The following is a 15,361-nucleotide window of genomic DNA, read 5'->3' as shown; positions in this document are numbered from 1 at the left end:
TCAGGCGCGGCAGAGTTCAGACCAGACCCACCGCGGTCAGCAGCATGTCGATCAGCTTGATCCCCACGAAGGGCGCGACCAACCCACCCAGGCCATAGACCAGCAAGTTGCGCCGCAACAGGCTGGCCGAGTCGGCCGCTTTGACGTTGACGCCCCGCAGCGCCAGCGGAATCAAGGCAATGATGATCAGTGCGTTGAAGACAATGGCTGACAGGATCGCGCTCGATGCGCTGTGAAGCTGCATCACATTCAGCGCGGCAAGCTGCGGGTATAGGCCAATGAACAGTGCCGGCAGGATGGCGAAGTACTTCGCCACGTCGTTGGCAATCGAGAACGTGGTCAGTGCGCCTCGGGTTACCAGCAGTTGCTTGCCCACCTGCACCACATCCAGCAGTTTGGTCGGGTCCGAGTCGAGGTCGACGAGATTCGCAGCCTCGCGCGCTGCCTGGGTGCCATCGTTCATGGCCATGCCCACGTCCGCCTGAGCCAGCGCAGGCGCGTCGTTGACTCCATCACCGCACATCGCAACCATCTTGCCATCGGCCTGTTCCTGGCGAATCCGCTGCAATTTCTTTTCCGGTGTCGCTTCGGCAATCACGTCATCGACGCCCGCTTCGGCGGCAATTGCAGCGGCCGTCAGGGGGTTGTCTCCGGTGACCATGACGGTCCGTATACCCAGCTGGCGAAGCTGGGCAAAGCGCTCTTTGATGCCGGGCTTGACCACGTCCTTGAGATGAATCGCGCCGAGCAGACGGTCATCCGCGCATACCAGCAAGGGCGTCCCCCCGCTCTGTGCAATCGTTTGAATCTCTCTCGCCAGCACAGCTGGAATCTGCTCGCGCACAAGCCCCAGATAACCCAGCACGGCATCGACAGCGCCTTTGCGGTAGCAGTGACCCTCATGATCCGCACCCGACAAACGGGTTTCGGCAGTGAACGGGATACCGGCCACTTCATGCCCAGCCGGCGCCTTTACCGGGTCAAGGCCGCGCAGATATTCAACGATGGATTTGCCTTCTGCCGTGTCGTCGGCCAGCGATGACAGCAGCGCAGCCCATGAGAGCTCGGTCGAAGAAACGCCAGGCGCCTTGAACATGGCCGTGCAACGACGATTGCCAAAGGTGATGGTGCCGGTCTTGTCTAGCAGCAACACCTGAACATCGCCGGCGGCCTCCACTGCCCGTCCAGACTTGGCGATCACGTTGAGCCGCATCAGCCGGTCCATGCCGGCGATCCCGATGGCAGAAAGCAGACCACCAATGGTGGTAGGAATGAGCGTGACCAGCAGCGCCACCAGGTACACCAGCGGGAGATCCCCGCCTGCGAACCGTGCAAAGGGTTGCAGCGTGGCAACCACGACAAGAAAGATCAGCGTGAGCCCGATCAGCAAAACGTCGAGCGCAACCTCGTTGGGTGTCTTCTGTCGTTTGGCGCCTTCCACCAACGCAATCATACGGTCCAGTGTGGACTCGCCTGGATCGCTGCTGATACGCACCAGCAACCAGTCGGAGACCACGCGCGTATTGCCGGTGACCGCCGAGCGGTCGCCGCCCGATTCGCGGATAACCGGGGCCGATTCACCGGTAATCGCTGCCTCGTTGACGGCGGCGATGCCCTCGATGACTTCGCCATCGCCCGGTATCAGTTCACCGGCCTCGACTCTCACCACATCTCCGCGGCGCAAGCTGCCGGCCGCAACGCTCCGGAACGCGCCGGTCTCCGTGCGCAAATGCGCCTCCAGCCCCTGCGATCCCGCTTTCAGGCTATCCGCGCGGGCTTTGCCGCGGCCTTCAGCCAGCGCCTCGGCAAAGTTGGCAAAGAGCACCGTGAACCACAACCAGAGTGCGATCTGTACAGCGACACCCGTGCTGACCGCCGCGTTGGGCAGCAGGCACAGCACGCTGGTCAGCACCGCGGTGAGTTCTACCACCAGCATCACCGGCGAACGTGCCAACGTCCGTGGATCAAGCTTGATGAAGGCCTGGCGCAGCGCAGGCTTGCATAACGAAGCGAAGGACGTGGCGGTGGTTTGCTCGGCACCCTCGAGTGCCGTTTGATGGACGTTCATCATGACGCTCCTCAGAAGCCCTGTAGCAAGAAATGTTCGGCGACCGGCCCGAGTGCCAGCGCAGGCAAGAACGTGAGCCCGCCGACGAGCAGAATCACCAGCGTCAGCAGGATCACGAACATCGGCCCGTTGGTGGGGAAACTGTTTGCATCGATCGGCGCACGGTTCTTGGCCGCGAGGCCGCCTGCAATGGCAAGCACCGGCAGGATGAAACCAAAGCGGCCCAACAGCATGGCGAACGCGATCATGAGGTTGTGGTAAGGCGTGGCCGCGCCAAACCCGGCGAAGGCCGATCCGTTGTTTCCGGTGCCAGAGGTGTAGGCGTAAAGGATTTGGCTGAGGCCGTGCGGCCCCGGATTGGTGATCGACTCGGCAGGGCCTGAAAGGCTGACGCCGAGAGCCGTGAGCACAAGAACCCCCACCGGCATCACCAGCAGCGTTGCGACCAGCAGGCGAACCTCGCGCGCTTCAAGTTTCTTGCCCAGATATTCAGGCGTGCGACCAATCATCAGGCCAGCCAGGAACACCGTGATCAGGACGAACAGCAGCATGCCGTACAGCCCGGCGCCGACGCCGCCGAAGATGATTTCGCCCAGCATCATATTGACCAGAGGCACCATGCCGCCCAGCGCACTGAAGCTGTCATGCATCGCATTGACCGAGCCATTGGACGCCGCGCTCGTTGTTGTCGCCCATAGCGCCGAGGCCGCGATACCGAGTCGGCTTTCCTTGCCCTCCATCGACCCGACCTGCTCAACCGCCAGGCTGGACAGCATTGGATTCGGTTGATGCTCGGCGGCCAGCGTGACGCCAAGACCCAGGACGAACACGGTCAGCATGCAGGCAAGAATGGCCCGACTCTGCCGTAGATCACGCACGTAGTGACCGAACATGAAGACCAGCGCAGCGGGAATCAGGATGATCGAAACCATCTCGAACAGGTTGCTCCAGGCGGTCGGGTTCTCGAAGGGATGCGCTGAGTTGACGCCGAAGAAACCGCCGCCATTGGTCCCCAGCTGCTTGATTGCGATCTGGCTGGCCGCTGGCCCTAGAGGAATGGTCTGCTCGCCGCCCTGCAGCGTGAAGGCCTGAACATAACTCGCAAAACTCTGCGGAACCCCCTGCCAGACCAAGACCAGGGCGAGCACGACGCAGAACGGCAACAGGCAATAAAGCACTGCTCGAGTCAGATCGACCCAGAAATTTCCGATTGCATTCGCTGATCGCCGTGACAGTGCGCGACAAAGCACCACCAACACGGCCAGCCCCACCGCCGGACTGATGAAGTTCTGCACACCAAGGCCGAGCATCTGGCTGAAATAGCTGAGCTGGGCTTCGCCACTGTAGGCCTGCCAGTTGGTGTTGGTGACAAAGCTCACAGCGGTATTGAGCGCAAGATCCCACGTCATGCCCGGTACCGCTTGCGGGTTGAGCGGAAGACTGGCTTGCATCATCAGAACCGCAAACAGCGCTAACAGGCTCGCCGCAGTCAGCGCCAATAACGCCAGGCTGTAGCTTTTCCAATCCTGCTCGCTGTGCTCGTCAATCCCTGCAGTGCGGTAGCAGAGGCGCTCGATGGGTCCGAGAACAGGCGTCAACCAGGTACGCTCACCCTCCATGGCTCGAAACAGGTAGCGCCCCAACCAGGGGGCAGGTATGAGGACCAGCGCGAAGAAGGCCGCGATCATCCAGTAATCGTGAGTGTTCATTGGCTCTCCTAGCTGCGTTCGGCGCGCAACAGCGCAACCAGGAGGTAGATGAACAGGGCGATGGCCAAGGCCAGCGATAGCCCGTCGAGAAATGTCATGGGGATCAGCTCCGTAGGTCGCATCAGTGCGGTACGGAGAGTTTCAGAGCGAGGGGCGTAAAGATTCGATTGCGCCTTCAGCGCAGCGACGTAAAGAAAGCGTATTTTTTAAACGGCTTGGCTGGTGCTCATGCACGCGCATCGGCCTGGCCGGATGTGCTTAAGCGCTGCTTCAACCCAACACCTTGGCGGTGTCCGGTTGAAGCAACCTGTACAGCGCCATGAGGATGGCGAGACCAATCGAAAGGAAAATTTCGACCGTTGGGCGTCAGTTCTCGCCCAGCTGCACCTGGTACAGCTCCGGCAGCTCATACTGCAGGCCGTAGCCTTCGTAGATGGCTTTGACAGTGCCCGCCTTGATCAGGCCTTCCAACTCGCCTTCCAGCGCGTAAGCCAGCTGACGGTTGGATTCATGCACGGCCATGCCAAGCTCCCAGACCTGCTTGCCCATGTTTGGATAGGCGTTCTGCGCTGCCTTGAGATGACTGTCGTTGGCCTGGCTGAGCATCCAGTCGATCTCACCGCGCATGGCCATGGTCGCGTCAACCTCCCCCGCCTGCATCGCGGCAAATGCGGCCTGCGCGGTTGGGTAGTGATGCAGCATCTTGGCAATGCTGCCGTTGAATACCGATGACAGATAGAACGAGGGGACACTTTCCACTTCCACACCGACCGGGTGGTAGCGGAACACGGCCACGCTGGAAAGCTCTTCGAGGCGTCGATCATCGTAGGCGGACTGCCAGCGCTCGCGCTGGTATGGGCCGAACATGACCACCAGCTCGTTGATCAGCTCGCCCAGCTCGTTCTGCTTGTAGGAAAACTCGCGGTCGTAGGGCACGCGCATCATCACGTCGGCCAGTACGTTCGGTCGCAGGTAGTGGCCTTTCCAGATGAAGTTGCGCAGGTCGTCATCCAGTGTCTCGTCAGGCCTTACCCACAACACCTCGACCTTCAGCCCGAGTTCCGACGCCAGTTTTTGCGCGAGCTCGAAATCGACCCCGCGCGGCTTGCCATCGGCCATGAAGCTGTAGGGCGGAAAGTTCTCGTACATCGCCACCTTGAGCACGCCCGAATCGATGATGTCATCGAACGCGCGCACCTTGACCACCTCCGCCTGTACCAGCGCGCAAGCCATCCACAAGCAGAGCCCCGCAAGCAACTGGCGCATCGTAGTCACCGCTTGGCAGCTTCGCTTTCGATGTAGGTGCGGATGGCCCAGAGCGCTTCCTGGCTGAGGTAATCGGCCATGCGGGGCATGTAGACGGCGCCATCGCGAACAGCACCGTTGATCACGCGCTCCTTGTACCACTCGTCGCCGTCATAGCTGGCTTCCAGTTCACGCAAATCCGGTGCGATGCCGCCAGAGATTGCCTCGAGGCCATGGCAGCGGGCGCAGTTCTGGTTGTAGGCCGATGAGCCAATTTCAACGGCCCTGTCATGGTCTTCACTGGGCGCCCGGTACGGGTTTTCATCGACCCACTCTTCACCCAGCGGGGATAACCCCTTGGTCTCCACCTTCTGCGGCGTGACGTCACCGTGGGCGAAGGCAAAGCCGGCGAAGCCGAGCAGACCAGCAGCAAAAAGAGCGCGCAGTTCAGTTTTATTATTCATGACTACCACCGTTGTTTTCGAATACCTGAGCAAGGCAGCCCCAGTTGGAGCGCATGGTGGTCATCTTGGGCATTGCGACCACGTGGCAGAATCGTGCTTTGGTTGTCGGATTCTCCTCCCTTGGTAGTAGGGCCTGATGCGGCATCGGCGCAGCACCCAGGTAGCAGACCGAAAACACAGGCGGATTGGGAAGATTTCCCTGAATCAGCGGGAGCTTTTCCGTATCTGCCGTCGCGATCCCATCCCAATAATCGAATCGCCTGACTAGCCTCTCGCACAACCCATGTAGCGAGCACAGCAACTGGCCTTGTCCGAATCGACCAAGGGAAACCAACCATGACAACAACAACCACCCTGGGCAGCAAACGCCCTCTCGCCATCGCCGTTCTGATTGGCGGTCTCTCACTCAGCGGCTTGGCAGACGCCAAGAACGTCACCTGGGACGACATTGCCAACGACCATCTTTCGACCGAAAACGTACTGCAGTACGGCCTGGGCACCAATGCCCAGCGCTGGAGCCCGCTGAATCAGGTGAATGATGAGAACGTCTTCAAACTGACGCCGGCCTGGTCCTTTTCCTTTGGTGACGAGAAGCAGCGGGGACAGGAATCCCAGGCCATCGTGCATGACGGTGTGATCTACGTGACGGGCTCTTACTCGCGCGTGTTCGCGCTCGATTCGCGCACAGGCAAACGGCTTTGGAGCTACGCGCACCGGTTGCCTGCGGATATCCGGCCCTGCTGTGACGTCGTCAACCGAGGTGCGGCGATTTATGGTGACAAGATCTACTTCGGCACGCTGGATGCGCAGGTAGTCGCGCTGAACAAGGACACAGGCAAGGTCGTCTGGAAGAAGAAGTTCGGTGATCACGGCGCGGGCTACACCATGACCGGCGCACCAACCCTGATCAAGAATCAAAAAAGCGGCAAGGTGCTGTTGATTCATGGCAGCTCGGGTGACGAATTCGGAATCGTCGGCAAGCTGTTCGCCCGCGATCCGGAGACCGGTGAAGAGGTCTGGATGCGTCCCTTCGTCGAGGGCCATGTGGGCCGTCTCAACGGCAAAGACAGCACACCGACCGGGGACGTCAAGGCGCCCTCTTGGCCTGATGACCCCAATTCGCCCACCGGCAAGAAAGAGGCCTGGAGTCAGGGCGGCGGTGCGCCATGGCAGAGCGCGAGCTTCGATGCAGAAACCAACACCATCATCGTAGGTGCGGGAAACCCTGCGCCCTGGAACGGTTGGTCGCGCACGGCCGATGGCGGCGAGCCGAAGGACTACGACAGCCTCTATACCTCCGGGCAGGTCGGTGTCGACGCCACCACGGGCGAAGTGAAGTGGTTCTATCAGCACACCCCCAACGATGCCTGGGATTTCTCTGGCAACAATGAGCTGGTGCTGTTCGACTACAAAAACAAGGATGGAAAAACCGTCAAGGCGACGGCCCACGCCGACCGCAATGGCTTCTTCTACGTGGTCAATCGAGAGGATGGCAAGTTGCAGAACGCCTTCCCTTTCGTCGACAACATCACCTGGGCCAGCCACATCGACTTGAAGACCGGACGACCTGTCGAGAATGAAGGTCAGCGCCCACCGCTGCCGGAGCCAGGCGAAGCGCACGGCAAGTCAGTCGAGGTTTCACCGCCCTTTCTGGGCGGTAAAAACTGGAATCCCATGGCCTACAGCCAGGACACCGGGCTGTTCTACGTCCCCGCCAACCATTGGAAAGAGGACTACTGGACCGAAGAGGTCAGCTACAAGAAGGGTAATGCCTATCTCGGTCAGGGCTTCCGCATCAAGCGCATGTACGACGATCACGTCGGCATTCTTCGCGCCATGGATCCCACCACGGGCAAGGTCGCCTGGGAGCACAAGGAACCGCTGCCACTCTGGGCGGGTGTGCTTGCCACCCAGGGCAACCTGGTATTCACCGGGACCGGTGATGGTTACCTGAAAGCCTTCAACGCTAAAACCGGCGAAGAACTGTGGAAATTCCAGACCGGCAGCGGAATCATCGCCCCGCCCATCACCTGGGAGCAGGACGGTGAGCAATTCATCGGAGTGACCGTCGGCTACGGTGGCGCCGTGCCGCTGTGGGGCGGCGACATGGCAGCGCTGACCAAGCCTGTTGCGCAGGGCGGTTCGTTCTGGGTGTTCCGGATCCCGAGTTGGGACAAGCAGACCGCCAAACGCTAAGTCTGGGCTGCGCCGTGATGCGGCGCAGCCTCCCACGTTGGACGGCTGGCGTAGCCAGCTCGGTTGAACCGCAAGGGTTGGCGCTCTCCGGTTCACCGATCCGTCACACGTCGGCTGTCCTTCCTCATTTCGAATATGGAATTGCCATGAACCCGACCCTTCTTTTGCTGCCCCTTGCACTGCTCGCCAGCGCGTCGCTACTGGCTGATGACGATCAGCCGACCATCATCAATGGCTGCGTCATCCAGCCGGAAAGCAGATGCCCCAACGCCGACCTCCGTAATGCCGACCTGAGCAATCAGGACATGCGCAAGATGGACCTGACCGGTGCCAATCTGTCCGGTGCCAACCTGCGTCATGCGAATCTGGATCTGGCCAATCTGGAAAAGGCAGACCTGACCGGCGCCACCCTCACCCGCGCCAGCCTGCGACAAGCCAACCTGCGGGTGGCGAATCTCACCAATGCCCACCTGGTGGCAATTCAGGGATGGGGCCTGTTCGCTCAGGCCGCACGATTGAACGGGGCCAACCTGACCGCAGCAAATCTTGAGTTTGCGCGTTTGAGTGGGGCGAAAATGCAGGGCGCAAATCTAACCGCTGCCAACCTTGAGATGACCTGGCTGAGCAAGGCCGATCTCGCACGCGCAACGCTGACCGACGCGAACCTGCAAGAAGCCAAGCTCAATGATGCCAACCTCGCAGAGGCCACCCTGACCGGGGCACGCCGTCACTATGCAACCTTTCAAGGCACCCATATGGAAAGCTGCATCGATTGCCCGATTGACTGGGAAAAGTAAGGGGTACGCCGGCCTCGTCATCCGCATCAAACATGCTTCTGGGGGCGTTGTGCGCTAGTCTCGCCTGCATCAACGACACCACTGCACTTTGCTGCTCTAGTCAGCGCTCGCCGGAACCCCTCGATGCCCATTATCCATATCCCACAGTTCGTCGAGCTGGACGCCCTGCCCCGCTTCGATGGCCTTCACCTGGACCAGATCATCACCCCCGAAACCCCCGAAGCCTTCAGCCAAGCCAAGGACGAGCTGCTCGGTTGGCCGCAGGTCGGCTTCGATACCGAATCCAAACCGACCTTCAAGGTGGGTGAAGTATCGACGGGGCCGCATTTGATTCAGTTTGCCAGCCCCGAGAAAGGCTACCTGTTCAAGGTCGGCTTGGATGGCTGCAGCGAAGCCGTCAGAGCAGTGCTGCAGTCAACCCGGGTGTTAAAGGTGGGATTCGGGCTAAGCACCGACCGCAGCCGATTGCGCAACCGCCTGGGTATCGAGATGATGCACTTCATCGACCTGGGCACAACCCTGCGCTACCAGGGCAAAAAGGGACAGGTCGGACTACGCGGTGCGGTTGCAGCGGTATTGGGTACGCGAGTGAGCAAATCGCGCAGCGTATCCACGTCGAACTGGAGCAACCGTTCTCTTACCGATGCGCAGCGGCTGTATGCGGCGAACGATGCCTACGCCGCACTTAGAGTATTCCTTGCCTTGGGCGACGACGCCGAACGCGTTCTGCATGACCGGATCGTCCCGGCCAAACAGTTGGACAGCTGACAGCGCAGCTGGTCGATGCGAAGGAATACCCTCTTCCTCCTGCTGAAGGTGCAACCCATCTACCTCAATGGCGTCTACCAAGGGCAGACTCCAAAGGAGATAGATGTGGAAGGTATGTTTTTCAGCGGCTGGTCGACACTGGTCCGCACCTTGGTCATTGGCATCCTGGCTTATATCAACCTGATCGTACTGTTGCGTATTTCCGGCCGCCGTACGCTCTCCAAGATGAACGCATTCGACCTGATCGTCACGGTAGCCCTGGGATCGACGTTCGCCACCATTTTGCTGAACCGCGATGTATCGCTTGCCGAAGGAACCCTGGCATTGGCGCTGCTGATCGGATTGCAGTATCTCGTCACCTGGTCCAGCGTAAGAGTCGGTTGGGTACGCAAGCTGGTCACTGGCGAACCAGCGCTGCTGCTATATCAAGGGCAGATGCTAGGCAGTGCCATGCGCGTGGCTCGGGTCACTGAAGATGAGGTCCGCTCGGCGATACGCTCTAGCGGATTCTCTGCTATCGATGAGGTTGAAGCGGTCATTCTGGAGACCGATGGCAGCTTCAGTGTGATCAAAAAAGGCTCTGGCGATAGCCGTTCGAGCCTATCCGGGGTCATGACGCCGGGCCCCCGGAACATTGAGCTTTAGGCCATCGGAGCTTTGCGATTGACGCACTGGCTCGTCAGTCGCGCGGGTAAACGTGGTGCCATCCCCAGCCATCCGCTTCCAGTAATGCGCCCAACAACCGGCGCCGCTCCGGTGCGTTGAGCATTTGAGCCGCATCCGATTTAAGCGGTATTCCGGCATCGCTCAGCGACACGAGATCCACGATCGGAGGCTGGGCGTGGCTATTCGCCTGGCCGAGGTAGTTGGAACGCTGCATCTCAAGATGGCGGTCCAGCGCCGACACGAGCATCTTGTGTTTCAGCGTGTCCTGCGGCACGTCTTCAGCGAACTCTTCAAGTAACTGCAGCACCTCGTTCAGGCTCGCCACAGCGGGGATGACGTTCTTTTCTGCTTGTTTGTTATGAAAGCAACGAATCACCGGATAGGCGTGATGGTTGAGGGTGTGCTCGACCAGCATCTGCCGTATGTCGCTGGCATTGTCATAAAAACGCGAAAAATCAGACCCGTTCCAACTGTTGACCAAGATCTCCTGCGGTGTCCGTCCCATGCTACTGATGAGCAGACTAAGCTGGTTTTGCAAGCTGACAGCCGACAGTACCGGAACGATGTAGGTGATCGCAGCCGTGATGAAGGTCAGCCCACAAAAGGCTGCAGCACTGGTCAATACCCGCCAGGCGTCGTTTGAGGCTGCGAAATCGCCTACGCCCAGCGTCGAAAGCGTAAAGCCGGCGTAGTAGAAGGTTTCCCAGAGGTCCGCGGCCGCCTTGGTCGTGCCATTGATCACCGAGGCCGGGTCCGACGCAAGCATCAGAAACAGACTGAGCCATAGACAGACAATCCAGGTCAGCAGCACCAACAGCAGCACGCATTGGCCTGCATACTCCAGCAACTTCGCCTCCCCTCGCCGACCGGCCGCGGCGAAGAAACAACGCCATACGCTCTTGGAAACGATATTGGTGATAGTCCCACCACCGCGCGTCGACAGCGTGGTTTTGGTGATATCTGCCGCCGTGAACAGAAAAAGCAAAATTCCCAAGACAAGAAAAACCATAGGGCCGCCGTATTGCTCCATCGCAGAGTGTTCAGAAGTTATGAAGTAGCCAGCCGTTGTTAGTTCAGAGCTGGTTAGCGCTTCCAGTGACTGGACCTAAAAATGTCCGCTCGCTGGAGCGACGCGGGAAGGAACAGCGGCCCTGAAGCAAATGCTTTATCTGCGCTCCAGCGCAGCCAGCGACCGTCAGTGCCCTACCACTACCTCACTGATCTGCCGGACCGGCGTCAGGTCGGTGTAATTGGCGATGTCCGCAACGATCTCCTCTGCATGAGGACCGATACCCGCCAGAAAGGCTTCGACCGATTCGCTGAAAATGTGGCACATCGCAACGTAGGGCGCCGGTTCATCTGGAGTGCGCCCGGAAATGGCCTTGTCGATCGTGTAATAGAGGCAGGCATCGCCCATACGGGCCTTGAGCAACGGTAGGTGCTTGTCGCGATAGTAATCGTGATCGAACCTCGCACCAGGGGTATTGGGGTACATCACGCTGACTTTGATCATGCTCATTTGCCTCTATCTAGAGAGTGGAGAAATGGGATCGCTTGCTACCGTTTCCAAAGCAGCATCGTCGGCCAGATACGACACCGAAATGCCCGAGCTCTGACAATCGCAGAGGATTAAGGTTTTTACAGAACGTACTGCTAACCCGCACCGTTACCAGCGAAGTCAGGCCCATCAAAACGCTGCGGACCGAGCTAACTGGCTGCTCGATCACCCACCCGCACAATACCGGTATCAATGGCCAGATGAACCAGCTCCGCATGCGAGCTGACCTGCAGCTTGCTCTTGAGGAGCGTCAGGTAGTTGGACACTGTCTTGCCGCTGATGCAAAGCCGTTCGGCGATCAGTCGCGCCGGTGTGCCCTTGGCGAGCATTACGAAGATCTCGAATTCACGCTGTGTCATTCCTTGCAAGCGTGGATCCTGCGCATTAGCCGCCACCGGGTTGCGTGCCAATTGGGTGGCCAGCGTCTGTTCGATGTAGGCGTGACCGGCCAAGGTACGGCGTACCGCGTCCAACAGCACCTCCGGCGATGAGCTCTTGGTGATATAGCCGGCGGCTCCGGCATCCAGTGCCTGACGCACCAGGGGTAATTCGTCGTGCATGCTAAAGAACAGCACGCGCAGTTGTGGCAGCCGCTGCAATAAGCGCCGTGTGGTTTCGACGCCGCTGATGCCGGGTAGTCCTACATCCATGATGACCAGGCTTGGGGCCACCTCCAGAGCTTTGGCCAGGGCCTCCTCGCCATCGCAGGCCTCAATGACCTGAACTTCGGGTAGCAAGACGCGTAGCAGCGCAGCGTAGCCCTGGCGGACTACGGCGTGATCGTCAACGAGAAGGATCTTCATTGGAGCATGACTCCCTGATCGGAATGTCCAGATAAACCACCCAGCCGTAACCTACTCGCCCGCACGCGATCAACCGGCCATCCAGCGCCCGCGCACGTTCATGCATCGAACGCAGGCCAATGCCGGGCCGTCCGAGTGCGCCGTGTCCGTGGCCATTGTCACGCACGAGCAGCCGCAGCCGACCGCCGTTCATGCGCAGGCGAATGAACACGAAGCTGGCACAGGCATGCTTGGCCACGTTTGTGAGCGATTCCTGCAGCAAACGGTACAGCTGTTCTTTCTTGTTCAGCGCAAGGGATGGAATGCGCCGGTCGATCTGCACGCGCAACGTGATTCCTTGCGCGCTTTGCCACTGCTCGGCCAACAGGTGTATTGCTTCAGGCAATTCCAAATGGTCAAGCATCACGGGATAGAGCTCGCGAGTCAGCCTGCGAAAACCGTCCTGCAATTGTTCACAGTGATCATCCAGAGTGCGTGCGGTTGTGCTGACCAGTTGCGGCTGGTCTTTTATCGCCTGTAGCAAGCAAGCCTGGGCGCGGATACCGGCCAGGTATTGCCCAAGATCGTCATGCAGCGCCTGGGCGAGCTGTGTGCGCTCACGCCCCTGCAGCTCTAGCAGCGAGCGCGTCAGGTCATCGTTTTCTCGCCGGGTGTACTCCAAGGCGCTAACCATGCGGTTGAAATGCCCGGATAACTGCTGTGCCTCCAGCAGGGAGTGGCTCGGCAGACGCGTATCGAGGCTGCCTTGGGAAACCTGGCCAAAGGCGGCAAGCAACTCATTCAGCACGCCCAGCGCTGGCCTGACAGCCCACCGGATCGCCAGCAGGCTCAGCAATAACGCACTGCCGAACCATGCCAACAGCTGTAGCAGAGACTCCTCGACTTCCTCGATCTCGTCTCGGGGGTCGACGCTTAATTGCAGCGTTCGGCCTTCTGGCATCTGCACAGTCAGCGGCGCGGGCAGCTCGGCGGGATACAACAGGGTCTCGAGCCAGGTGCTTCGCTGCGGGTGGACCTCCCGGCTCGGAACGCCCGGGCCCAACCAGCGAACCTGAACATGCCGCAAGTGCCGCGTCAGCTCAGGCTGGAGTGCAGCGGGATCGCGCTCCGCTACATCGCTGAGATAGCTGAGCACGGCACCCGCCGCCGCCAGTTCACGGCTTACGTCTTGACTGGCCTGACGCAGCAGTACAGCCAAGCAGACGGCCGCAACCAGGCTAAAAAACAGCGAGACCAGCAGGCTGATACGCCAGAGTGCTGACATGCTCAATGTCCGCTTTTAAGGGCAGCAGGTTGATGCGCTACTTGACCACGAAGCTCCCTTCCATGCCCTTGTTCTGCAGCCCTTTGCAATAGAAGGGGTAACGGCCGGGCTTGATTGGCAGGAAGAAGATTTCCGCCTCACCGGCTTCTTCGAATTCAAGCTCGACCAGAGTCACGGCCTTGATTTCCACGCCACCGGCTTCGACCTTGCGCAGGAAGATTGCCTGCGAAAACTCCGGTGCCTGGAAAGCGCATTCTTTCTGGCCTTCGGCGATGACCTTGAGTTGATAGGCAACGCCAGTCTCGAGTTGGTACTCCTTCTGCGAGACCGCGTAATCGCTTTCTTCGGAACCGAATCTGAGATCCGGCAGCGATTGCGTGCGACGGGTAAGGTCACCGGCGGCAAGCACCTGGTCGAAGCCAATCAGGCTGGCGAGCAACAGGAGCTGAAGGGTGAGCGCTTTGAATGGAGGCATGGGGTCTTCTCGTTATTGTTATGCACGGCCCTATGCTAGAGGCGGCCGTCGGGCGCCGGTTTACTACCTTGGTACACAGCAGCTGGTACTTTCTGCATATTCCCCCGCCCCGACAGGGTTCCTATGCTGACCGCAACGCCATAGGAGTCGTCCATGCGCCCTCTTTCTTTCCGCAGCCGTTGCTTGATCGCCCTCGCCTGTTGCGCCGCTTTCGTCAGTGACGCAGGCGCAGCGGAGCCAGAACTCTCGGTGCGCATCGGTTACCTAGGCTACCGCCCGGACCCAGGCCCTCTGCTATCCAACGTGATCCCCGAGCCGGTTGATGCCGGCTTGAGCGGTGCCGAACTGGCCATTGCCGACAGCAACAGCACAGGACGTTTCCTCAAGCACAGCTATGCCTTGAATATCATCACGGCCGAAACACCAGAGCAACTCCAGAACGAGGCCCGGCAGCTGCATGAGCAGGGGGTGCGCTTGTTCGTCGTGAATGCGCCCGCTAAAAGCCTGGAAGCGCTAGCCGCTGCCATGCCGGACAGCCTGCTGATCAATGCCGGCAGCCCAACGGACGAACTGCGAACGACGCGCTGCCTGGGTAACGTGCTGCATACCCTTCCAAGCCGCAGTATGTTGGCCGACGCGCTGGGTCAGTTCCTTGCCGTGCGCCGTTGGAACCGCTGGCTGTTGATCAGCGGGCCAACCGAGGAGGATCAGGCCTACGCCCTCGCGATCAAGCGTGCCGCCAAGCGTTTCGGCCACAAGATCATTGAAGAGAAGCCCTGGACCTTCGATAACGACCAGCGGCGCACAGCTCAAGCCGACATGCCCCTGTTCACTCAAGCTGGCGAGTACGACGTGGTCGTGGTGGCTGATGAGCGCGGCGACTTCGGCGAGTACGTGCCCTACCACACCTGGCTTCCGCGGCCGGTAGTGGGCACGCAGGGCCTGATCCCGACAGGCTGGCACAAAACGGTCGAAACCTATGGCGCTGCGCAGCTCCAGAAGCGCTTCGAAGCGCATGCCAATCGCTGGATGAACGACCGCGATTTCGCTGTCTGGATCGGCGTGCGCAGCCTCGCCACGGCAATCACCAAGCTCGGCACCGCCGACCCCGACGCAATACGCCACATATCGCTGAGCGAGACGCTGCCGGTCGATGGATTCAAAGGCCGCAAGCTGACGTTCCGGCCCTGGAACGGCCAGCTGCGCCAGCCGATCCCGCTCGTGCATCCACGCGGCCTGGTATCCAACTCGCCCCAGGAGGGCTTCCTGCACCCCACCAGTGAACTGGATACCCTGGGCTTCGATCGTCCGGAGAGCAAATGCCGGTTGAGCGAGGCGAGCCGATGAG

General features: G+C 60.0%; 15 protein-coding genes. 5 read left to right on the top strand and 10 right to left on the bottom strand.

Annotated elements, in window-relative coordinates:
* Window positions 1-16: 16 nt before the first annotated feature.
* The 5 genes from kdpB to pedF form a co-directional block, all read right to left on the bottom strand.
* Complete coding sequence (gene kdpB, locus ACQKIK_RS16260) at window positions 17-2,068, bottom strand: potassium-transporting ATPase subunit KdpB (protein ID WP_499136690.1); 2,052 nt, start codon at window positions 2,066-2,068, stop codon at window positions 17-19.
* Window positions 2,069-2,079: 11 nt separating this feature from the next.
* Window positions 2,080-3,777, bottom strand: a complete 1,698-nt coding sequence (gene kdpA / locus ACQKIK_RS16255) for a potassium-transporting ATPase subunit KdpA (protein WP_499136688.1) — start codon at window positions 3,775-3,777, stop codon at window positions 2,080-2,082.
* 8 nt (window positions 3,778-3,785) lie between these two features.
* On the bottom strand, window positions 3,786-3,875 hold the full coding sequence (gene kdpF, locus ACQKIK_RS16250) for a K(+)-transporting ATPase subunit F (RefSeq protein WP_063880480.1): 90 nt from the start codon (window positions 3,873-3,875) through the stop codon (window positions 3,786-3,788).
* Between the two features lie 268 nt (window positions 3,876-4,143).
* Complete coding sequence (locus ACQKIK_RS16245) at window positions 4,144-5,043, bottom strand: substrate-binding periplasmic protein (RefSeq protein ID WP_045427174.1); 900 nt, start codon at window positions 5,041-5,043, stop codon at window positions 4,144-4,146.
* Between the two features lie 5 nt (window positions 5,044-5,048).
* Entirely contained in the window at window positions 5,049-5,486 is a 438-nt protein-coding gene (pedF, locus tag ACQKIK_RS16240) for a cytochrome c-550 PedF (RefSeq protein ID WP_045427171.1), read from the bottom strand.
* Window positions 5,487-5,822: 336 nt separating this feature from the next.
* Between pedF and exaA the strand changes: the two genes are divergently transcribed.
* The 4 genes from exaA (at window position 5,823) to ACQKIK_RS16220 (ending at window position 9,892) form a co-directional block, all read left to right on the top strand.
* The gene (exaA, locus tag ACQKIK_RS16235) at window positions 5,823-7,682 is read left to right on the top strand and encodes a quinoprotein ethanol dehydrogenase (RefSeq protein ID WP_499136686.1); all 1,860 of its coding nucleotides are present in this window, start codon (window positions 5,823-5,825) and stop codon (window positions 7,680-7,682) included.
* A 146-nt stretch (window positions 7,683-7,828) separates the two neighbouring features.
* Complete coding sequence (locus ACQKIK_RS16230; RefSeq protein ID WP_499136685.1) at window positions 7,829-8,479, top strand: pentapeptide repeat-containing protein; 651 nt, start codon at window positions 7,829-7,831, stop codon at window positions 8,477-8,479.
* Window positions 8,480-8,602: 123 nt separating this feature from the next.
* The gene (locus ACQKIK_RS16225; RefSeq protein WP_499136684.1) at window positions 8,603-9,247 is read left to right on the top strand and encodes a 3'-5' exonuclease; all 645 of its coding nucleotides are present in this window, start codon (window positions 8,603-8,605) and stop codon (window positions 9,245-9,247) included.
* Between the two features lie 105 nt (window positions 9,248-9,352).
* Entirely contained in the window at window positions 9,353-9,892 is a 540-nt protein-coding gene (locus ACQKIK_RS16220) for a DUF421 domain-containing protein (protein WP_499136740.1), read from the top strand.
* Between the two features lie 34 nt (window positions 9,893-9,926).
* Here the strand turns inward: ACQKIK_RS16220 and ACQKIK_RS16215 are convergent, their stop codons facing one another.
* From ACQKIK_RS16215 to ACQKIK_RS16195, 5 genes are all read right to left on the bottom strand, one after another.
* Complete coding sequence (locus ACQKIK_RS16215; protein ID WP_499136683.1) at window positions 9,927-10,943, bottom strand: potassium channel family protein; 1,017 nt, start codon at window positions 10,941-10,943, stop codon at window positions 9,927-9,929.
* Window positions 10,944-11,108: 165 nt separating this feature from the next.
* Window positions 11,109-11,426 carry an EthD family reductase gene (locus ACQKIK_RS16210; RefSeq protein WP_046161450.1) on the bottom strand — a complete coding sequence of 106 codons (318 nt, stop codon included), beginning with the start codon at window positions 11,424-11,426 and terminating at the stop codon, window positions 11,109-11,111.
* A 194-nt stretch (window positions 11,427-11,620) separates the two neighbouring features.
* Window positions 11,621-12,274 carry a response regulator gene (locus tag ACQKIK_RS16205; protein WP_241528339.1) on the bottom strand — a complete coding sequence of 218 codons (654 nt, stop codon included), beginning with the start codon at window positions 12,272-12,274 and terminating at the stop codon, window positions 11,621-11,623.
* A complete protein-coding gene (locus tag ACQKIK_RS16200; RefSeq protein ID WP_499136682.1) occupies window positions 12,255-13,538 on the bottom strand; it encodes a sensor histidine kinase in 1,284 nt (427 codons plus the stop codon). The genes ACQKIK_RS16205 and ACQKIK_RS16200 overlap by 20 nt, the downstream gene beginning before the upstream one ends.
* A gap of 37 nt (window positions 13,539-13,575) precedes the next feature.
* A complete protein-coding gene (locus ACQKIK_RS16195) occupies window positions 13,576-14,013 on the bottom strand; it encodes a cupredoxin domain-containing protein (RefSeq protein ID WP_499136681.1) in 438 nt (145 codons plus the stop codon).
* A 153-nt stretch (window positions 14,014-14,166) separates the two neighbouring features.
* On the opposite strand from ACQKIK_RS16195, the gene ACQKIK_RS16190 reads away from it, so the two are divergent.
* Window positions 14,167-15,360, top strand: a complete 1,194-nt coding sequence (locus ACQKIK_RS16190; RefSeq protein WP_499136680.1) for an ABC transporter substrate-binding protein — start codon at window positions 14,167-14,169, stop codon at window positions 15,358-15,360.
* The last annotated feature ends 1 nt before the right edge of the window (window position 15,361 follow it).

Origin of the sequence: Pseudomonas sp. NPDC047961 (assembly GCF_050272435.1) — a bacterium.
Taxonomy (GTDB): Bacteria; Pseudomonadota; Gammaproteobacteria; order Pseudomonadales; family Pseudomonadaceae; genus Stutzerimonas.
This window is presented reverse-complemented; position numbering and strand designations above follow the sequence as displayed.